Here is a 20438-nt window from a genome sequence, read left to right as displayed (position 1 = left end):
GTCACACCGGCCGCACCGCCGCGTGGACCGTGTGGGCCGCCAGGACGAACAGGTCAGGGCGGTGGTGCACGCCCGCCGGGTCGCCGGGGTCGAGGAGCCGGTCGAGGGTGGCGCGGTCGTCGGCGTCCAGGTCCTCGCCGATGACCTCGCGGGTGCGGGTGAGCGCGGCGGTCACGTAGGCGCGGGCGCGGTCCGTGGCCGGGGCGGGGAGGTCGAGGAGGAAGGTGCGCGAGCGGGTGTGGTGCAGGCCGGCCGCGGTCAGCAGCGCGGGCCAGTCCTCGACGGCGGCCACGGAGCCCGGCAGTTCGGCGCGCATCCGGCTGAACCGGTCCTCCTCCGCCGCGTCGACGCGGGCCTGGAGTCCGGGCCGGCCGAACCCGATGTCACGCGGCAGGAAACGGGCGGGCAGGCCGCCCTCCATCACCGCGAGGGTGCCGCCCGGTGCCAGGCGCTCGGCGCAGGCGGCCAGCGCGGCGCGCTGGTCGCCCAGGTGGTGGACGCTGCGGCTGGCCCACAACAGGTCGGCGGGGTAGTCCAGTTCGCCCAGCACGTCGGGGAGTTCGCCGGCGAGGGTGCCGAAGCGGTCGGCCGCGCCCTGGCGCTCCGCCCGGGCGCGGGCCCGCTGAAGCAGCGGCTCGGAGCCGTCCACGGCCACGATCCGGGCACCCGGGAACGTCTCGGCGAACAGGCAGGCGATGACTCCGGGCCCGCTGCCCGCGTCCACGATCAGACCCGGTTCGGTCACCTCCTTCGCCAGCCAGCTCAGGGCACGCTCGTACAGGGGGGTGAACAGTTCCGCCTGCGCCTCGAGCAGGGGTGCCATCTCGGCCCAGTCGATGTCGTCGTGGACGTGTCCGTGGCCGTGTCCGTGTCCCTGCTGGTGCGTGTGGTGCTCGTGCTCGTGGTGGTGCGCCATGCCGATCAGCCTCTCCGCTCGGATGCCGTCAGGGTGCGACGACGCACCGCGCACGGGCAACCGATGTTGCCGTTCGCGCAAAAACGCGCCGGGCGGGAGGAGTGCGGTGGTCCGCCGGGCCCGGACCTCGTGGCCCGGACCCGGCGGACCGGTGATCAGCCCGTCACGACAGCGGCGGGTAGGCGTTCTTCATCAGCTCCTGGAACTGGGCGGAGAACCAGTGCCCGGAGATCGGGGCGTCGGGCAGGGCACCCGACATGTTGTTGTCGTTGCGCGGGTTGCCGGTGTACGTCGGGTCGCACATCCGGTCGAAGCCCTTGCCCTCGTCGTTGTCGATGACCTCGCTCGCCCCGTCGGACTCGCCCGGGGGCTTCATCCACACGTAGGCGTCGATCCCGGGCTCCGGGGAGGCCTGGGGCCGCTCACCGAGTCCGGCTCCCGACTGGTTGCACCAGTTGCCCGTGTTGAACCGGCGGTCGTAGCGGCCGCCGTCGACGTAGGTGTCCACGCTGGTCGTGGCACCGGGTCCGGTGGGCCGGTTCGCACCGCCCCAGCCGTTGCGGGAGGTGTCGATCAGCATGCCGATGCCCGAGTCGAAGCCGATCGAGACCAACTGGTCGCGCAGCGCCTGGGCGTACGACAGCTCGTCGACGTAGCGGTTCCAGCTGACCCACTTCGACTCGCGCACCGACTTGCCGGCCACGTTGTCGCCGATGGAGAAGTGGTCCTCCTTCAGCGCGCTGTAGTTGGCCGTGTTGGCGATGAAGCCGTGCACGTCGGCGACCGTCGCGCCCTCGGCGGTGGCGGCCTGCTTGAACAGGTCCGCCGAGGGGCCGAAGTTGTCGTCCCAGCCCAGCCAGCCGTGGTGGCCGGCGTCCACGTAGTTGTAGACGTTGGGCACGTCACCGAGCTTGTTGAGGGCGTAGCCGACGCCCTTGACGTAGTTGCCGTTGGCCTTCATGACGTCGCAGTTGGGCGTGGCGGTGGCCCGCGGGGAGACGTTGGTGACCAGGTTCGGCAGGGAGTCGATCTCGACCGTGGTGACGATCCGCAGCGAGGCGTACTTCGAGTCGGCGAGGATGGCCTTGATCGGGTCGATGTAGTCGGTCTTGTACTTGTCGATCTCCGTCGGGCCGAGCTCGCCGTTGGAGGCGAGGGCGGCGCAGTCACGGCCGGGCAGGTTGTAGATGACCAGCTGGACGACGAGCTCGCCTGAACCCTTCTGCCGCAGGGCCTCGTCGAGGTGGTCGCGCAGGCCCATGCCGCCGTTCACGCCGTTGATGGCGGCGGTGCGGTCCAGCCAGACACCGGTGGGCTGGTTCGCGATGCGGCTGCCGCCCGGCTCGGCGGCGGCCTTCTCCGACCACTCCGGGTTCACGTACACCTTGGCGCCGTCGTAGGGGTTGTCCACCCGGTTGCCGGGGGGCGGGTCGGTCGGGTCCGGCGGATCGGTCGGGCCACCGGAGTCGACGTTGCAGGTCACGCCGTCGAGGGTGAAGGTGGCGGGAACGGCGTTGCTGCCGCTGTAGGTGCCCTGGAAGCCGAAGGTGGCCGAACCGCCGGTGGCGAGCGTGCCGTTGTAGGACTCGTTGGCGGCGGTGACGTTCGCGCCGGACTGGGTGACCTTGGCGTTCCAGCCGCTGGTGACCTTCTGGTTGCCGGCGTAGGACCACTTCACCGCCCACGACGACTTCGCGGCGCCGTTGTTGGTGACCTTCACGGACGCGGTGAAGCCGGTGTCCCACTGGTTCTGCACCTGGTAGTCCACGGTGCAGGGGACGGCGGCCGCGCCGGCGTCGCCGGGGACGACGGCGAACGCCGTCCCGGTGGCGCCGGCGACCAGCGCCATCGCGGCGAGAAGCGCGGTTCTGGTGCGACTCATGGTGCGGGTTTCCTATCCGTAGGGGGCTGTCCTTCTGGGGCGCGCGCGGACGATCTCGCGGCCTGGTGCCTTACGGGTGGGAGTGCCGTCCGGGCCTGGTCGGGACAGGCCCGCGAGGCCGCCGGGACGAAGTCCGGGCAGCGCGGACGGCAAGGGGATCCCACGGGAACGAGCGCCCCGCGTCAGGTGCTCCACACGTGCACGGGGACCGCTGAAAGTACTGAACGCGGGGGGTGGCGCATGAGCGACTCCTTGCAGCTCGGACGCGTCGTGACGGACGCGTCGACTGATGGAACCGCTCCCACTGGTGTACTTGAAGCTAGCGCCAAGTGACGGCGAAGAACAGAGGGGCTGCTGACATTCGCCCGACTCGAACCGTCGAATCTTTTCGATTCTCCACAAGGCTTGACCGCTCACCACCCCGTCCTCACTATGGGAGCGCTCCCACTGGTTCAAGGCTTGACATGACCGAGTCGCAGGAGGAACCAGCACCATGCATCCCCCACCCAGGAGACGCAGCGGCGTCCGGCGCCTGTTAACGGCCGTCGCGGCCGCTCTGGCGCTTCCGTTGACGATGCTCTCGACCGGCTCGACTCCCGCCCAGGCGGCCGCGGTTCAGTGCAGCGTCGACCACAAGGCGAACGACTGGGGGTCCGGCTTCACCGTCGACCTGACCCTCACCAACCGCGGCGCGGACGTCATCGACGGCTGGACCCTGACGTACGACTACGCGGGCAACCAGAGGCTGGTGAACGGCTGGAACGGCAGCTGGTCGCAGTCCGGCACAACCGTGACCGTGAAGAACGCCGGGCACAACGCCCGGATCGCCGCCGGCGGCGCCGTCACGACCGGCGCGCAGTTCTCCTACAGCGGCAGCAACGCCGCTCCCACGTCCTTCGCGATCAACGGCACCACCTGCACCGGGGCCCACCAGCCGCCGATCACCGTGCTGACCAGCCCGCAGGCGGGCGCGGTCTACACGCAGGGCGAGACCGTCCCGCTCGCGGCCACCGCCGCGGCGGCCGACGACGCCACGATCACCAAGGTGGAGTTCTACGACGACACCGAGCTGCTGGGCACCGACACCAGCGCGCCCTTCACGCTCTCGGCCGCCGGCTTGGCCGTGGGCAGTCATTCGCTGGTGGCGAAGGCGTACGACAGCATGGGCGCCTCCGCCGACTCCACCCCGGTCGGCATCACGGTCGCCTCCGGTCCCACCGTGGTGGCCACGCCGTCCCAGCTGGGCGTCCAGCAGGGTGAGTCGGGCACCTACGAGGTGAAGCTGTCCAAGCAGCCGACCGCGAACGTGACCGTCACGACGACGCGTGCGAGCGGCAACACGGGGCTGTCGGTCTCCGGTGGCGCCTCGCTCACCTTCACCCCGTCGAACTGGAACACCGCGCAGAAGGTGACGATCTCCGCCGACTCCTCGGGCAGCGGCTCGGCCGTCTTCGAGTCCTCGGCACCCGGCCACGCCAAGGCGGCGGTCACGGTGACGCAGCTGGGCGCCCAGAAGGCGTACGACGCGCGCTTCCTGGAGCTGTACGGGAAGATCACCGACCCGGCGAACGGCTACTTCTCGCCGGAGGGCATCCCGTACCACTCGGTCGAGACGCTGATCGTCGAGGCGCCGGACCACGGTCACGAGACCACCTCGGAGGCGTACAGCTACCTGCTGTGGCTGCAGGCGATGTACGGCAAGGTGACCGGTGACTGGTCGAAGTTCAACGGGGCCTGGGAGATCATGGAGAAGTACATGATCCCGACCCACGCCGACCAGCCGACGAACTCCTTCTACAACGCCTCGAAGCCGGCGACCTACGCGCCGGAGCACGACACCCCGAACGAGTACCCGTCCGCCCTCGACTCGGGTGTCTCGGTCGGCCCCGACCCGATCGCGGCCGAGCTGAAGTCCGCCTACGGCACGGACGACGTCTACGGCATGCACTGGATCCAGGACGTCGACAACGTGTACGGCTACGGCAACTCGCCCGGCAAGTGCGAGGCGGGTCCGGCGGACACCGGACCGTCGTACATCAACACCTTCCAGCGCGGGCCGCAGGAGTCGGTGTGGGAGACCGTCCCGCAGCCCACCTGCGACGCCTTCAAGTACGGCGGGAAGAACGGCTACCTGGACCTGTTCACCAAGGACGCGTCCTACGCCAAGCAGTGGAAGTTCACCAACGCGCCGGACGCCGACGCGCGTGCCGTGCAGGCCGCGTACTGGGCGGACCTGTGGGCGAAGGACCAGGGCAAGGGCTCCCAGGTGTCCGCGACCGTCGCCAAGGCCGCGAAGATGGGCGACTACCTGCGCTACGCCATGTACGACAAGTACTTCAAGAAGGTCGGCGACTGCACCAGCCCGTCCTGCCCGGCCGGCACCGGCAAGGACGCCTCGCACTACCTGCTGTCCTGGTACTACGCCTGGGGCGGCGCCACCGACACCTCGGCGGGCTGGGCCTGGCGCATCGGCTCCAGCCACGCGCACGGCGGCTACCAGAACCCGCTCGCCGCGTACGCGCTGAGCCAGTACGCGCCGCTGAAGCCGAAGTCGGCGACGGGCGCGGGCGACTGGGCGAAGTCGATGCAGCGGCAGCTGGAGTTCTACCGCTGGCTGCAGTCCGACGAGGGCGGCATCGCGGGCGGCGCGACCAACAGCTGGGCGGGCCGGTACACCACCCCGCCGTCCGGCACGCCGACCTTCTACGGCATGCACTACGACGAGAAGCCGGTGTACCACGACCCGCCCTCGAACCAGTGGTTCGGCTTCCAGGCGTGGTCGATGGAGCGCGTGGCCGAGCTGTACCAGCAGACCGGCAACGCCCTCGCCAAGTCGGTCCTCGACAAGTGGGTGGACTGGGCGCTGTCCGAGACCACGATCAACCCGGACGGCTCCTTCCGGATCCCGGCGACGCTGCAGTGGTCGGGCAAGCCCGACACCTGGAACGCGTCGTCGCCCGGCGCCAACAGCGGGCTGCACGTCAGCGTCACCGACTACACCAACGACGTCGGTGTGGCCGCGGCCTACGCCAAGACGCTGACGTACTACGCCGACCGCTCCGGTGACACGGAGGCGGCGTCCACGGCGAAGGCGCTGCTGGACGGCATGTGGGAGAACAACCAGGACGCGCTCGGCATCGCCGTCCCGGAGACCCGCGCCGACTACAACCGCTTCGACGACCCGGTGTACGTCCCCAGCGGCTGGACGGGCACCATGCCCAACGGTGACGCGATCAACTCGTCGTCCACCTTCGAGTCGATCCGGTCCTTCTACCAGGACGACCCGGCCTGGTCGAAGATCGAGAGCTATCTCGAGGGCGGCGCCGCGCCCACCTTCACGTACCACCGGTTCTGGGCCCAGGCCGACATCGCGCTGGCCATGGGCTCGTACGCGGAGCTTCTCGAATAGCCCCCGCCGACGCTCCGCGTACCGGCCCCGGCACCTGACGCCGGGGCCACCACGGGCCGGGCGGTTCTCGGTCCCTGTCGTCGGACCCCCGTCTGCCTCACGACGTCATGCACGCACTCTCACCGGCACTCCCCCGGCCTCCGGCCGGGGGGACCCCAGAGAGAGCACGCACCTGACGCCGCGCGGCCCGCCCTCCGGGCGGACGACGGGGGTTCGACGACGGGGGCCACGCACGGAGGACCGCCCGGCCCTCGCACGCTCCCTCCCCCTCCCCCTCCCCCCACGAGGAAGGACCGCACCGTGCGAAGAACCCGCGTCCTCACGGCCGTGCTCGCGCTGGCGGCCGGTCTGCTCGCGGGCGGCCCGCCCGCCCTGGCCGCCGACGCCCCCGAGCCGGCCTCCGCGCCCGCCGCCGACACCTACACCTGGAAGAACGCGCGCATCGACGGCGGCGGCTTCGTGCCCGGCATCGTCTTCAACCGCGGCGAGAAGGACCTGGCCTACGCCCGCACCGACATCGGCGGCGCCTACCGCTGGCAGGAGGCCACGAAGACCTGGACCCCCCTCCTGGACTCGGTCGGCTGGGACGACTGGGGCCACACCGGTGTGGTGAGCCTCGCCTCCGATCCGGTCGACCCCGACCGGGTGTACGCGGCGGTCGGCACGTACACCAACGACTGGGACCCGGCGAACGGAGCCGTGCTGCGCTCCACCGACCGGGGCGCGAGCTGGCGGAAGGCCGGTCTGCCGTTCAAGCTCGGCGGGAACATGCCGGGGCGGGGCATGGGGGAACGCCTGGCGGTCGACCCCCACGACAACGACGTGCTGTACCTGGGCGCGCCCAGCGGCCACGGGCTGTGGCGGTCGGCCGACGCGGGCGCCACCTGGTCGGAGGTGACGTCCTTCCCCAACCCCGGGAACTACGTCCAGGATCCGAGTGACACGACCGGGTACGCGTCCGACAACCAGGGAATCGTCTGGGTCACCTTCGACGAGTCGACGGGCGGCGCGGGGACGGCGACGAAGACGGTGTACGTCGGGGTCGCCGACAAGGAGAACGCCGTGTACCGGTCGACGGACGCGGGCGCGACATGGCAGCGGCTGGCCGGGCAGCCGACGGGATACCTGGCGCACAAGGGCGTCCTGGACGCCGAGAACGGCTACCTCTACCTCGCGTACAGCGACACGGGCGGCCCGTACGACGGCGGCAAGGGCCGGCTGTACCGGTACGCGACGGAGAGCGGCACCTGGACCGACATCAGCCCGGTCGCGGAGGCGGACACCTACTACGGGTTCAGCGGGCTGACGGTGGACCGGCAGAACCCGGGCACGGTGATGGCGACGGCGTACAGCTCGTGGTGGCCGGACACCCAGATCTTCCGCTCGACGGACAGCGGCGGGACGTGGACCCAGGCGTGGCGCTACACCTCCTACCCGGACCGCGAGAACCGCTACACGATGGACGTCTCGTCGTCGCCCTGGCTGACCTGGGACGCGAACCCGTCGCCGCCCGAACAGAGCCCGAAACTGGGCTGGATGACGGAGGCGCTGGAGATCGACCCGTTCGACCCGGACCGGATGATGTACGGCACCGGCGCGACGGTCTACGGCACGGAGGACCTGACGAACTGGGACGACGACACGCCGTTCACCATCCGGCCGATGGTGCGCGGCCTGGAGGAGACGGCCGTCAACGACCTCGCGTCTCCTCCGTCGGGTGCCCCGCTGCTCAGCGCGCTCGGTGACATCGGCGGTTTCCGGCACACGGATCTCACCGAGGTGCCGTCGATGATGTTCACCCGTCCGAACTTCACGTCGACGACCAGTCTGGACTTCGCCGAGTCGGACCCGGACACGGTGGTCCGGGCCGGCCATCTGGACTCCGGCCCGCACATCGCGTTCTCGACGGACAACGGCGCCAACTGGTTCGCGGGGACGGACCCCTCGGGCGTGAGCGGCGGCGGGACGGTCGCGGCGGCGGCCGACGGCAGCCGCTTCGTGTGGAGCCCGCAGGGCACCGGCGTCCACTACGCGATCGGGTTCGGCACGTCCTGGACGGCGTCGAGCGGCATCCCGGCCGGGGCGGTCGTCGAGTCCGACCGGGAGGACCCGATGACCTTCTACGGCTTCAAGTCGGGCAGGTTCTACGTCAGTACGGACGGCGGCGCGACCTTCGAGGCGTCGTCCGCGACGGGGCTCCCCGAGGGCGACAGCGTGCGTTTCAAGGCCCTTCCGGGTGCGGAGGGCGAGGTCTGGCTGGCCGGCGGGGCGAGCGACGGGCCGTACGGTCTGTGGCACTCGACGGACTCGGGAGCGACGTTCAGGAAGCTGCCGGGCGTCGGCGAGGCCGACACGATCGGCTTCGGCAAGGCGGCGCCGGGGGCCTCCTACCAGACCCTCTTCACCAGCGCGGAGATCGGCGGCGTACGCGGCATCTTCCGCTCCACGGACCGGGGCGCGACCTGGACCCGCGTCAACGACGACGCCCACCAGTGGGGGTGGACCGGCGCGGCCATCACCGGTGACCCGCGGGTCTACGGCCGCGTGTACGTGGCGACCAACGGCCGCGGCGTCGTCTACGGCGACACGGCGGGCACCGGCGGCGAACCGGACCCTGACCCGTCCGGCACCTGCGAGGTGACCTACAGGATCACCAACCAGTGGGCCGACGGCTTCCAGGCCGACGTCCGGCTCACCAACACGGGCTCGGCCACCTGGAACGGCTGGTCCCTGACCTGGTCCTTCGCGGACGGCCAGAAGATCTCCCAGCTCTGGAACGGGTCCCACGCCCAGTCGGGTCCGGCGGTGACGGTCCGCAACACCGACTGGAACGGCACGGTGACGGCGGGTTCATCGGCAGCCTTCGGCTTCACGGCGACCCGCTCGGCGGCGAACGGGACGCCGGCGTCCTTCCGCCTGGGCGACCGGACCTGCACGCTCCGCTGAAAGCCGCCGGTGGAGAATGGTGCCTCCTCCACCGGCGACAGCAAGGAGCCTCGGATGCCCGGCCGCATCATCTTCCTGAACGGCACGTCCAGTTCGGGGAAGTCCAGCATCGCGCGGGAACTGCTGCTGATGCTGGACGAGCCGTACTTCCACCTGCCCGTGGACTCCTTCCACGCGATGCGGTCACGCCGGGAGATCCCCGCGGAGGAACTCCCCGACGTGCTGCACCGCACCTGGAGGGGGTTTCACCGGGCGGTCGCCGGCATGGCCGCGGCGGGCAACAACGTGGTCGTCGACCACGTACTGAGTGAGGAGTGGCGCCTGCTGGACTGTCTCGAACTGTTCCCCGCGCGGGACGTCGTCCTGGTCGGAGTCCGCTGCTCACTGGAAGAACTGCGGCGACGCGAGCAGGCACGCGGCGACCGCCCCGCCGGCCTCGCGGACCGGCAGTTCGAGCTGGTGCACTCACACGGCCTGTACGACATCGAATGCGATACGACCGCTGCCGGTGCGGCGGACTGCGCACGCCGGATCAGCGACTTCCTGCCCCACCAGCCGCGTCCCACCGCATTCGAGAAGCTCCGCACCGCACTGCGCCCCGACCTGCGGGCGGTCGGCTGATGTCCCGGGACCGCCGCGTCCCCGCGCGTCGTCTTGCCCTCCTCGGCGGCGGTTTCTCCACCGACGACGACGGGCTGCTGGACGACTGGCTGCTCGGTCATGCCCGCGGGCCACGGCCCAAGGTGTGCTTCGTGCCCACGGCCAGCGGGGACGCACCCGCGTATGCCGAGAAGTTCCTCGACGCGTTCCGGACGCGGGGCTGCGAGCCGTCCGTACTGTCCTTGTTCAGGCGTGAGCTCGACGACGAGGCACTACGGGCCTTCCTGCTCTCCCAGGACGTCGTGTACGTGGGGGGCGGCAACACCGCCAATCTTCTGGCGGTGTGGCGGGTCCACGGTGTGGACCGTCTGGTGTGCGAGGCGTACGAGCGCGGGACCCTGCTGTGCGGGATCAGTGCCGGCGCCAACTGCTGGGCCGAGGGGTCGCTCACCGACTCCTTCGGCCCGTTGACGTACCTCGCGGACGGCCTGGGGTTGCTGCCCGGGTCGGTGTGTCCGCACCACGACGGTGAACCCGGCCGCCGGGACTCCTACCGGGCGGCCGTGGCGGGTGGCATGCTGCCCGCCGGGTGGGCGGTGGAGGACGGGGCGGGCGCCCTGTTCGTGGACGGCCGGCTCGTCGAGGCGGTGACGCGGAGTTCCGAAGCCCGCCTGTACCGGGTACAGGCGGGCCCGGGTGGTGTGGCCCACGAGCGGGCCCTGGAATGCCGGACGCTCAGGGTGTGAAGACGGTGGGTCGGGGTGGGGTGGGCATGTCGGCGCCTGTGAAGCAGCTTGTGTGCGGGAGTTGGTGTCGGGCCGGTGCCGCCACGGCGAGTGCCGCGGGGAGGAGCACACGGTGTCTGCCGTGCCTGCGGGGGTGCTTCACGGGGCGGACCTCCTGGGAGGACGGATGGATTTTGTCCATCGGTCGCCGCCGGGGCCCTCCGGGTTGCCGGTCGGTGGCCTGCGGTACGCGCGCAGGCTGAACACGGGATCGGGGCGGGGCCGGTCCTGGTCGGGGAGGCCGGCCAGCCGGGAGGCGAACTCCTCGGCGGCCGGTTCCCCGGGGGGCAGGGTGACGAACCAGCCGCGCCGCAGGTCCGCGATGGTGCGGCGGGGGCTGCGGCCCTGACCGTGGCCCCGGAAGCGGGCCTCCCCCGCGGGGAGCAGCCCGTGCGCGGATGCGGCGGCCGCCACGTCGGCGGGGGCGTCGGGCACCGGGCTGGGCGGACGGGCGGCGAGGACCGCGTCGATGTCACTGCCGACGTTGTGGGAGGCGCCCTTGTGCACGGTGGTGACGTACACCCCGCCGGGCCGCAGGACGCGGGCGCACTCGCCGACGACCGTCCGCACCTCCCGCGGGCCGGACATCAGGTGCAGCAGCCACACGCTGACCACCACGTCGAACCGGGCGTCGCCGAAGGGCAGCGCGCGGCTGTCCGCGCGGATCACGGCGCCCGGCAGGCGGGCGGCGGCCATCCGGGTCATCGACGGGGCGAGGTCGGCACGCGTCGCCCGCAGTCCGGGGCGGGCGGCGGGAAACCGCCTGGTCACGATGCCGGTGCCGCAGGCGACGTCCAGCAGTTCGCGCGCACCGCCCGGTACGAGGCTCAGCACGGCCTCGGCGGCGGCCGCCGCCCGGGCCTCACCCCCGCGCAGGGCGTCGTACCGTTCCGCTTCCTCGTCGTAGTCCAGCACGCGCCTCAGTGTGCACCGTGTGCGGGCGCCAGGTCCTCCACCCTGCGGGCGAGCTCGAGGTCCTTGGCGGTGACGGCGCCGCCCGCGCTGTGGGTGTGCACGGAGAGGGACACGGTGTCGTAGCCGAGGGTGAGGTCGGAGTGGTGGTCGAGTTCCTCCTGCACCTGGGCGATGTGGACGACCATCGCCGTCGCCGCGACGTGCGAGCCGAGCCGGTAGGAGCGGGTGAGGCGGTCCCCCTCGAGCGACCAGCCCGGCAGGCCGGCCAGCCGGTCCTCGATCTCCTTCTGCGACAGCGGTTCGACGGGCATGGGCTGCGCTCCTTCGCCGGTTGGGGTCTCGTGCCGGACTCCCAGGCTGCCACAGGAGGGCTCCCGGGACCCGGCCGGAGGCGGGCGGTTCCCCGGTGCGGCCGCTTCTCGACTACGGTCCTGGCATGACCACTGTCCCGTCCCGAACCGCCGCCGGCGCCGATGGCGTGGGCCCGTTGCTGCGCGCCTGGCGGGAGCAGCGGCGGGTCAGCCAGCTGGAACTGGCCCTGCGCGCCGACTCCTCCGCCCGGCACATCAGCTTCATCGAGACCGGCCGCTCCCGGCCCAGCGAGGAGATGGTGCTGCGGCTGGCCGAGCAGCTGGACGTCCCGGTGCGGGAGCGCAACGCGCTGCTGATGGCGGCCGGTTACGCGCCCCGGTTCCCGCACACCCCGCTGGACGATCCGGCACTGGACGCGCTGCGGGACGGCATCGAGCGGCTGATCGGCGGTTTCGAGCCGTACCCGGCGCTGGTGGTGGACGCGATGTATGACGTCGTGGCGGCCAACCGGGGGGTCATGATGCTCTTCGACGGCGTCCCGGAGTCGCTGCTGACACCGCCGCTGAACGCGGTGCGGCTCACGCTGCACCCGCAGGGGCTGGCGCCGCGGATCCTGAATCTGCGGGAGTGGCGCGGGCATCTGCTGGAGCAGATGCGGCGGCAGATCGCGCTGTGCCGCTCCGAGCCGCTGCGGGCCCTGTACGAGGAGGTCGCGGCGTTCCCGGTCCCGGACACCCACGAGCGGCACCCGGAGGAAGCGGACGTGCCGGTGGCGTACTTCGCGCTGCCGATGGTCATCGAGCACGAGGGCCGGAGGCTGTCGTTCGTGTCGTCGATCTCGACGTTCAACACACCGATGGACGTGACCGTCGCCGAGCTGGCCGTGGAGACGCTGCTCCCGGCGGACCCGGCGACGGCCAAGTACCTTCAGTCCTGGCTGAGCTGACGCGCCCTCAGCGCCATGTGCTGGAGCACGGCGAAGCCCGCCACGGTGAGCGCCTGGAGGACCGTCCACACCGCGCCCGCCGTGGTCGGGGAGAGCCACAGCGCGAGGGCGGCGACACTCACCGCCGCCCAGGCGAGGTTGGCCTCGACGACGGCCCGCACCCCGAGCGTCGGAGGGTGGCGGCGCGCGGCCAGCAGGCCCACCCCGGCCGCGTACACGGCGAGGAACGCGCCGAGCCCCAGCAGCAGGCCGGAGCCGGCGCCGAGGAACCGCCCGAGCGGGCCGGCCAGGGCGAGGTAGGCGAGCGCGTTCGCGCCGGTCACCGCGGCGTCGAGGGCCAGGAAGCGGCGCAGCATCCGCTGCGGCTCCACGGTCCGGGCGAGCGCGGCAAGCTGGGTCGCGGACATGATGAATCACCCTTCGTCGGGATCGGTTGCGGCGGCCGGAGCCGGGTCCCGGGCCGGAGTGCGCCGGCCCGGAACCCGGTGCGTCCACGATGGCGCGGGGGCGGCGCCGGGTCGATTACCTGCCGGGTAATGGGGGTGGGGAGTAGGGAAACAGGGCGGTTTCCCGTGGCCCGTGAGAGTGTCGGAGGAACATGACAGACTGAGCGCGTGCCCGGGCGCGTTGGGGAGGCGTGGCGTGAGTGAGCGGCGGGCCGCACCGACCGTGGGCCAGGTGGTCCTGGGAAGGCGGCTGCATGAGCTTCGGGAGGCCGCGGGCCTCTCACGGGAGGAGGCCGCCCGGATCCTGCGGGTGGCGCCGGCGACCGTGCGACGGATGGAGACCGCCGAGGTCGCGCTGAAGATTCCGTACGTCCAGCTGCTGCTGACCGCGTACGGGGTGCCCGAGGGCGAGTCCGAGGCATTCGTGGAGCTCGCCGAGGAGGCGAACCGGCCGGGCTGGTGGCAGCGGTACCACGACGTGCTGCCCGAGTGGTTCAGCATGTACGTGAGCCTGGAGGGCGCCGCCCGGATCATCCGGTCCTACGAGCCGCACTTCGTGCCGGGGCTGCTGCAGACCGAGGACTACGCGCGTGCGGTCCTGGAGGCCGGGACGATCGGCAACGCCGGGCGGGAGGCCGTCGAGCGGCACGTGTCCCTGCGCATGGAGCGGCAGCGGCTCCTGGAGCGCCCCGATCCGCCGCACCTGTGGGTGCTGATGGAGGAGACGGTGCTGCGGCGCCCGGTGAGCGCCGACGGCCGGGTGATGCGCGACCAGCTCGACAAGCTGCTGGAGTACTCCGAGCGGGACCGGGTCACGCTGCAGATCGCCGAGTTCGCGGACGGGCCGCACCCGGGGACGTACGCGCCGTTCTCGCTGTTCCGCTTCGCCGAGCCGGAGCTGCCGGACATGGTGTTCACCGAGTACCTGACGGGCGCCCTGTACCTGGACTCCCGCAAGGAGGTCGCGGTGCACCTGGAGGTCCTGGACCACATGACGGCGCGGGCGGCCTCGGCCCAGCGCACGGAGAAGCTGCTCCGGGAGTGCCGGGAGCACTACTGAGACAGGGACGGCCCGGGGTCAGGCCGCGCCGTCCTTGCGGCCCCCGGCGCCGGTGTCCTTGTCGTCGTCGACGATCTCCGCGTCGACGACACCGTCGTCCTCCTGCGGTGAGGATTCCTGTTCGGTGCCCCCGGTGGGGGCCGACGCGGTCTGCGCGTACATGGCCTGGCCCATCTTCTGGCTGACCGACGCGAGTTTCTCCACGCCGGCCCGCAGCTCGGCCGTTTCTGTGGCCTCCTGCCCCAGCAGCTGCTTCAGTTCCGTGACGGCGGACTCCACCTCGCTCCTGGTGTCGCCTGGCACCTTGTCGCCGTTCTCCCGCAGGAACCTCTCGGTCTGGTAGACGAGTTGTTCGGCCTGGTTGCGGGTCTCGGCGGCCTCGCGGCGCCTGCGGTCCTCCTCGGCGTACTGCTCGGCGTCGCGCATCATGCGGTCGATGTCGTCCTTGGGCAGGGCCGAGCCGCCGGTGACGGTCATCTTCTGCTCGCGGCCGGTGGCGAGGTCCTTGGCGGAGACGTGCATGATCCCGTTGGCGTCGATGTCGAAGGCCACCTCGATCTGCGGGACGCCGCGGGGGGCGGGCGGCAGACCGGTGAGGTCGAAGACGCCGAGCTTCTTGTTGTAGGCGGCGATCTCGCGTTCGCCCTGGTAGACCTGGATGCCGACCGAGGGCTGGTTGTCGGTGGCGGTGGTGAAGATCTCCGAACGCCGGGTGGGGATCGTGGTGTTGCGCTCGATCAGCTTGGTCATGATGCCGCCCTTGGTCTCGATGCCGAGGGACAGCGGGGTGACGTCGAGGAGCAGCACGTCCTTGACGTCGCCGCGCAGGACGCCGGCCTGGAGGGCGGCGCCGAGGGCCACGACCTCGTCGGGGTTGACGCCCTTGTGCGGCTCCTTGCCGGTGAGTTCGCGGACCAGGTCGGTGACGGCGGGCATCCGGGTGGAGCCGCCGACGAGGATTACGTGGTCGATCGCGGAGAGTGTCACACCGGCGTCCTTGACGGCCTGGTGGAAGGGCTTCTTGCAGCGTTCCAGCAGGTCCTCGGTGAGTTCCTGGAACTGGGCGCGGGTGAGCTTCTCGTCGAGGTGCAGGGGGCCTTCGGCGGAGGCGGTGATGTAGGGCAGGTTGATGCTGGTCTCCGTCGACGAGGACAGTTCGATCTTCGCCTTCTCGGCGGCCTCCCGCAGCCGCTGCACGGCCATCTTGTCCTGCGCCAGGTCGACGCCGTAGTGCCCCTTGAAGCGCTTGGCGAGGTACTCGACGACGCGCTGGTCCCAGTCGTCGCCGCCGAGGTGGGTGTCGCCGTTGGTGGCCTTCACCTCGATGACGCCCTCGCCGATGTCGAGCAGCGACACGTCGAAGGTGCCGCCGCCCAGGTCGAACACCAGGACGGTGTGGTCGTTCTCCTTGTCCAGGCCGTACGCGAGGGCCGCGGCCGTGGGCTCGTTGATGATCCTCAGCACCTTCAGGCCGGCGATCTCCCCGGCCTCCTTGGTGGCCTGCCGCTGGGTGTCGTCGAAGTACGCCGGTACGGTGATGACCGCGTCGGTGACGTCCTCGCCGAGGTACGACTCGGCGTCCCGGCGCAGTTTCTGCAGCACCCGGGCGGACAGTTCCTGTGCCCGGTAGCGGGTGCCGTCGACGGAGCCCTGTTCGGGGAACCGCCACTGGGCGTCGCCCATGTACCGCTTGACCGAGCGGGCGGTGCGGTCGACGTTCGTCACGGCCTGCCGCTTGGCCACCTCGCCGACCAGCACCTCGCCGTTCTTGGCGAACGCCACGACCGAGGGGGTGGTGCGCGCGCCCTCCGCGTTGGCGATGACCGTGGGTTCACCGCCCTCGAGCACGGCCACCACCGAGTTCGTCGTTCCCAGGTCGATTCCGACGGCACGTCCCATCGCTGTCCCCTTCCGCCAGGGCACCTCTCCGGACTTCCAGCACAAAACTTGAGCGCCCTGTTGTCAATAGTTTGAATGGGTGGTTGTCAACGAGAGGTGTGGGCGTCGGTCGTCCCGCGCAGTTCCACGGCGCGACGGGGGCGGTCGGTGATCAGCACGTCCACGCGCGGGTCGCCGAGGAAGCTCCGCAGCGCCGCGTCCTCGTTGACGGTCCACACCATGGTGAACAGTCTGTTACGCGCGGCCTCGCGCAGCACGGTGGCGCGGGCCAGACGCTGGTGCACGGCGACCCCGTGGGCGCCGCAGGCGCGGACCCGGCGCATGGGGAGCAGCTCGCTGATCCGGGTCGCCACCAGCCCGCGCCGGCCGACGCCCTCGCCGCTGCGGCCGAGGGACAGTGCGGTGCGCACGCGTGGACGGGCCGCGGTGATGGCGGCGACGGAGCGGTCCTCGAGGGTGGTGGCGACGAAGCCGTCCTCGCCGAGCAGGGCGACCGCGCGATCGATCAGCTCCCGCTCGTGGCCGGTCTCCTTCAGGTCCAGATGCCCGACGAGCCTCCCGGCGATCAGCTCCATGAGCTCCTCCACCACGGGCACCGGGTAGCCGGCGCGCTCGTTCAGCTCGGCGTGGGTGAGCGTGGACAGCGGCGGGCCGGTGCGGCGCACGCGGGGGTCGTGGTGGACGACGAAGACCCCGTCCGCCGTGCGCCGGACGTCGAACTCGACGTACTCCGCGCCGGACGCGAGCGCGTCCTCGTACGCCTCCCGGGTGGCCGGGGCGGCGCGCTCGGAGCCTCCCCGGTGGGCCGAGACGGCGGGTCGTGGCGTCATGGTGGTCGCTCCCGGAGGGGGACGTGCCGCGGGCCGCTCCCCGGGGAGCGGCCCGCGGTGGCTCGACGCGGCGAGCGGGTCAGGCGAGCTTCGCCGTCAGGGTGATGTTCGTGCCCTTCAGCGCCTGGCTGACCGGGCAGTTCACCTTGGCGTCCTCGGCCGCGGCGACGAAGCCGGCCTCGTCAAGGCCGGGAACGGTGCCCTCGACGGTGAGGTGGATGCCGGTGATGCCCTCGCCGGGCACGAAGGTGACGTCGGCGGAGGTGGTCAGCCGGGTCGGCGGGGTGCCGGCCTTGTCGAGCCCGTTGGACAGGGCCATGGAGAAGCAGCTGGAGTGCGCGGCGGCGATCAGCTCCTCCGGGCTGGTCTTCCCGTTCGCCTCCTCGGCACGCGACGCCCAGGTGACCGGCTGCTCGGCGATGCTGCCGGAGGAGTCGAAGGCGACGACCCCGCTGCCCTTGAAGAGACTGCCTTCCCAAACGGTGTGTGCGGAGCGCGTGGCTGCCATGACGCATCCTTTCGAAAAAGTCCGGCCGTGTGTCCGGCGGTGCTCGGTCCGGGCTCCGGTGTCACCGGGTGCCCGTCCCCATCCGATCACATCACGGCTCAACTCACCCGGAAGACGGGCCCTCTCGCGGTGAACGGCAGCCGCGCGCCCCGCGGGATCAGATACGCGTGCTCGCGCCGGACCCGCAGGACGTCGCACCAGCCGTCGGTGATGACGAGGACCGGCGCGGCGGGCGGGAAGTCGTCCGCCCGCTGGAGGAGGTCGATGCCGGGCTGGAGGACGGTGCCGCCCCGGCCGCGCACCCGGACCCTCCCCGCGATCTCCGTGACCGGCACGTAGCCGGCGTCGTGCGGTGCCGCGTCGCAGAACACCACGCGGGCGGCCGGTACGTCACGGGCCCCGGCGTAGGAGGCGATGGCGCCCAGCGCCTTGCCGAGCAGGACGCGGTCCATGGAGCCCGAGGTGTCCAGGACGACGCCGAAGGTGCAGCGGGCGACCTCCTCGGGCGGGAAGTGGCGTCCCGCGCGGGGGATGTCCGGGGTGGAGGCCTGGCGCCGGGAGGGGCGGGCGTACGACCGGAGCGGCTCGGGGCGGGGCACGAACTCGTCGAACCAGCGGGCGAGGCGGGCGTCCCAGGGCAGCGGCGGATGGCTGAGCGCGCGGATGTCCTCGACGAGGCCGCCGGGCAGGTAGCCGCGCTCCTGCCGCTGGTGCAGGTCCAGGCCCTGGGCGAGGCCTCGGCGGTAGAAGCCGTCGAGGTCGACGCAGTCGCGGGGCGGGCCGAGCGGGCCGCCCAGGATGTCACCGAGCCCCTTGCCGCGGAGGGTGGAGAGCCGCCGCATGCGGCGCAGGTCGCCGGTGATGCGGTCGTAGACCTCCTCGGCGGACAGTCCGGCGAGCTCCTTGTCGTACAGCAGGCCCTCGGGCATGGTGCCGACCTGCATCTCCTCCAGCCAGCCGTTGACCACGTAGTCGCAGGCGACGTTGAACAGGTACGGGTCGCGTCCGCCGCAGCGGTCGCCGTGGCGCAGGGCGGCGTGCAGCATCTCGTGGGCCAGGACGAACCGCCACTCCTCGTCGTCGTACCGCCGCAGCGGGTTGACGTAGATCTCGCCGGCCTCGGCGTCGACGGCGGCGACGGAGATGCCGTGCGCGCGGGCCAGTTCGGCGTCGGCGACGAGGGTGATGCCCGAGGCGATGCCCCCGAGCAGGGGGTAGGAGGAGACGAACCAGCCGAGCGCCCGCTCCCAGGGGCGCCGAGGGACCGGCTTGCCGTCCAGGCTGTCGCGCCGGCCGCCCGCCATGTCCATCGCGGCGGACACGGTGCGGGTGAGGGCGGTGGCGAACGCCAGCTGATGGTCCGGCGGCTGCCCGTACCAGCCGTACCACTCCTGGAGGAACACGTCCGCCTCGCCGCCCGCCGTACCGCAGCGCTCGTACACGGCCGGGACGCCGTCGCGTCGCCAGCGCGCGGCGAGCCGCTCCTCGTCGCCGTCGGGGTAGGCGGCGGGCAGGTCGTCGGGCATGCGGCCGACGGGGAAGCCGAGCAGGAAGCGGTTGACGACCACGCAGCGCGCGGCGAGCTCGCAGCGGTCCGGCTGCACGCGGGTCCCCTGCGCGGCGGGGACATGACCGAAGCCGAGGTGGAGGACGGCGTGCGCGAGGGCCCACGCCCAGGTGTCCGGGTCGGCCATGCGGTCCGGGTGGGCGTGCAGGACGGCCTCGGAGTCGACGCGGACCAGTCCCTCCCGGGGTGCGAGCTCGCAGTTCTCCCGGCGGCAGACGTCGAAGTCGACGGCGGCCAGCGCCGGGTTGGCCCGCACCAGCCCCAGTCCCGCGGTGAACGCCTCCTCCGCGAGGTCGCGCTTCTTCGGCCCCTTGGCGTTCTTCGGCCCCTTCGCGCGGGCGCGCGTCACCGGCGCGCCTCCACCAGCCGGGGCATGTCGCGGGCCGCCTCGACCAGGAACCAGGACGGCAGGACGGGGTTGCCGTCGTGGTCGGAGGCGATGACGGTCTGGGCGACCTCGACGGAGATCTCCGCGAGCTGCACCAGCAGCGACTTGGCGCGGTACGCGGTCTGGCGGCCGTTCGCCGACATGTGCTCCTTGGTCGCCGGGAGTTCCTTGACGAGGCGTCCGCGGAAGGACTCGGCGAGGTAGTAGAGCAGGTCGCGGTCCTCCGGGCGGTGCGGCCAGCGGGCGTCGCCCTTGATCACGGCGTCGATGCCGAAGCGGCTGCGCACGATCTTGACGTAGCCGCAGAAGGCGGTGGCGTGCGCGGGGGTGAGCGTGCCGTGTGCCAGGACCTTCAGGGTGTCCTCGTCGAGGTCGCGGCCGAAGGAGTGCAGCGCGTCGGAGAGCATGTGCCAGGACCGCGGGGTGGAGAACGGCTCCTCGGTCTTCGGCGGCTTGGACCACAGGTGGTCGGGGCGGTCGGTGAGGTGGTCGGTGACCCACGGGTGGATGCCGTTGTTCGCCGCCCAGACCAGCCAGTCCTTCGAGGACGCCTCCAGGTGGACGTGGGTGAGGCGGTTGACGAGCGCGGAGGCGATGGGGCGGGCGAGCGCGTTGTCGGTGGCGCGGTTGCCGGCGCCGATGACGATGGAGCCCTTGGGCAGCTCGTAGTCACCGATCCGGCGGTCCAGGATCAGCGAGTAGAACGCCTTCTGCACGTCCGGGGTGGCCGCGTTGAGCTCGTCCAGGAACAGGCAGTACGGCTCGTCGCGGGCGATCGACTCCGGCGGGCAGAACACCGAGCGGCCGTCGCGGATCTGCGGGACGCCGATGAGGTCCTCGGGGGCGAGCTGGGTGCCCAGCAGGCTCACGCACTCCAGCCCCAGCGACTCGGCGAACTCCCTGACCAGGGAGGACTTCCCGATGCCGGGCGCACCCCAGAGGAACACCGGCCGCACGGTCGCGAGACCGAGCAGCAGCTCCGGGATGCGGGCCGGGGTGACGGTGACGGCTGCCTGCACGCAAGGACTC

At 71.7% G+C, this 20438-nt stretch carries 16 protein-coding genes; 6 read left to right on the top strand and 10 right to left on the bottom strand.

What is annotated here, in order from left to right; genetic code table 11:
• Nucleotide 1 precedes the first annotated feature (1 nt).
• Together F1615_RS22895 and F1615_RS22890 are read right to left on the bottom strand one after the other, a co-directional pair.
• Nucleotides 2-916, bottom strand: coding sequence for a class I SAM-dependent methyltransferase (locus tag F1615_RS22895; RefSeq protein WP_149550926.1), 915 nt, complete (start codon nt 914-916; stop codon nt 2-4).
• A 163-nt stretch (nt 917-1079) separates the two neighbouring features.
• Nucleotides 1080-2798, bottom strand: coding sequence for a glycoside hydrolase family 6 protein (locus F1615_RS22890; protein WP_149550925.1), 1719 nt, complete (start codon nt 2796-2798; stop codon nt 1080-1082).
• Nucleotides 2799-3291: 493 nt separating this feature from the next.
• Between F1615_RS22890 and F1615_RS22885 the strand changes: the two genes are divergently transcribed.
• The 4 genes from F1615_RS22885 to F1615_RS22870 all read left to right on the top strand — a co-directional run bounded on the left by F1615_RS22885 (nt 3292) and on the right by F1615_RS22870 (nt 10499).
• Nucleotides 3292-6207, top strand: a complete 2916-nt coding sequence (locus F1615_RS22885; RefSeq protein ID WP_149550924.1) for a glycoside hydrolase family 48 protein — start codon at nt 3292-3294, stop codon at nt 6205-6207.
• Nucleotides 6208-6507: 300 nt separating this feature from the next.
• Entirely contained in the window at nt 6508-9153 is a 2646-nt protein-coding gene (locus F1615_RS22880; protein WP_149550923.1) for a cellulose binding domain-containing protein, read from the top strand.
• A gap of 54 nt (nt 9154-9207) precedes the next feature.
• Nucleotides 9208-9774 (top strand): chloramphenicol phosphotransferase CPT family protein, encoded by a 567-nt coding sequence (locus F1615_RS22875; RefSeq protein WP_149550922.1) that lies wholly within the window; start codon nt 9208-9210, stop codon nt 9772-9774.
• Nucleotides 9774-10499: a peptidase E gene (locus F1615_RS22870; protein ID WP_149550921.1), complete on the top strand. Its 726-nt coding sequence runs from the start codon at nt 9774-9776 to the stop codon at nt 10497-10499. Before F1615_RS22875 ends, F1615_RS22870 begins: the two co-directional genes overlap by 1 nt.
• 138 nt (nt 10500-10637) lie before the next feature.
• Here F1615_RS22870 and F1615_RS22865 read toward each other — a convergent pair whose 3' ends face one another.
• On the bottom strand, nt 10638-11453 hold the full coding sequence (locus tag F1615_RS22865) for a class I SAM-dependent methyltransferase (RefSeq protein WP_149550920.1): 816 nt from the start codon (nt 11451-11453) through the stop codon (nt 10638-10640).
• Between the two features lie 5 nt (nt 11454-11458).
• Entirely contained in the window at nt 11459-11764 is a 306-nt protein-coding gene (locus tag F1615_RS22860) for a 4a-hydroxytetrahydrobiopterin dehydratase (RefSeq protein WP_149550919.1), read from the bottom strand.
• A gap of 125 nt (nt 11765-11889) precedes the next feature.
• Between F1615_RS22860 and F1615_RS22855 the strand changes: the two genes are divergently transcribed.
• A complete protein-coding gene (locus F1615_RS22855) occupies nt 11890-12711 on the top strand; it encodes a helix-turn-helix domain-containing protein (protein WP_149550918.1) in 822 nt (273 codons plus the stop codon).
• Here the strand turns inward: F1615_RS22855 and F1615_RS22850 are convergent.
• Nucleotides 12693-13118, bottom strand: a complete 426-nt coding sequence (locus F1615_RS22850) for a hypothetical protein (protein WP_149550917.1) — start codon at nt 13116-13118, stop codon at nt 12693-12695. The genes F1615_RS22855 and F1615_RS22850 overlap by 19 nt on opposite strands.
• Nucleotides 13119-13353: 235 nt before the next feature.
• On the opposite strand from F1615_RS22850, the gene F1615_RS22845 reads away from it, so the two are divergent.
• The gene (locus tag F1615_RS22845; protein WP_149550916.1) at nt 13354-14217 is read left to right on the top strand and encodes a helix-turn-helix domain-containing protein; all 864 of its coding nucleotides are present in this window, start codon (nt 13354-13356) and stop codon (nt 14215-14217) included.
• An 18-nt stretch (nt 14218-14235) separates the two neighbouring features.
• Here the strand turns inward: F1615_RS22845 and dnaK are convergent, their stop codons facing one another.
• The 5 genes from dnaK to F1615_RS22820 form a co-directional block, all read right to left on the bottom strand.
• Nucleotides 14236-16116 carry a molecular chaperone DnaK gene (gene dnaK / locus F1615_RS22840; protein ID WP_149550915.1) on the bottom strand — a complete coding sequence of 627 codons (1881 nt, stop codon included), beginning with the start codon at nt 16114-16116 and terminating at the stop codon, nt 14236-14238.
• An 86-nt stretch (nt 16117-16202) separates the two neighbouring features.
• Nucleotides 16203-16946: a glycerophosphodiester phosphodiesterase family protein gene (locus F1615_RS22835; RefSeq protein ID WP_149550914.1), complete on the bottom strand. Its 744-nt coding sequence runs from the start codon at nt 16944-16946 to the stop codon at nt 16203-16205.
• Between the two features lie 79 nt (nt 16947-17025).
• Entirely contained in the window at nt 17026-17454 is a 429-nt protein-coding gene (locus tag F1615_RS22830) for an OsmC family protein (RefSeq protein WP_037926698.1), read from the bottom strand.
• A gap of 98 nt (nt 17455-17552) precedes the next feature.
• On the bottom strand, nt 17553-19370 hold the full coding sequence (locus F1615_RS22825; protein ID WP_149550913.1) for a vWA domain-containing protein: 1818 nt from the start codon (nt 19368-19370) through the stop codon (nt 17553-17555).
• The gene (locus F1615_RS22820) at nt 19367-20428 is read right to left on the bottom strand and encodes an ATP-binding protein (protein ID WP_149550912.1); all 1062 of its coding nucleotides are present in this window, start codon (nt 20426-20428) and stop codon (nt 19367-19369) included. The genes F1615_RS22825 and F1615_RS22820 overlap by 4 nt, the downstream gene beginning before the upstream one ends.
• Nucleotides 20429-20438 lie beyond the last annotated feature (10 nt).

The organism is Streptomyces marokkonensis (assembly GCF_008312835.1).
GTDB lineage: Bacteria > Actinomycetota > Actinomycetes > Streptomycetales > Streptomycetaceae > Streptomyces > Streptomyces marokkonensis_A.
The sequence above is the reverse complement of the archived record's forward strand: the minus strand, read 5'-3'. Positions and strand labels throughout refer to the sequence as shown.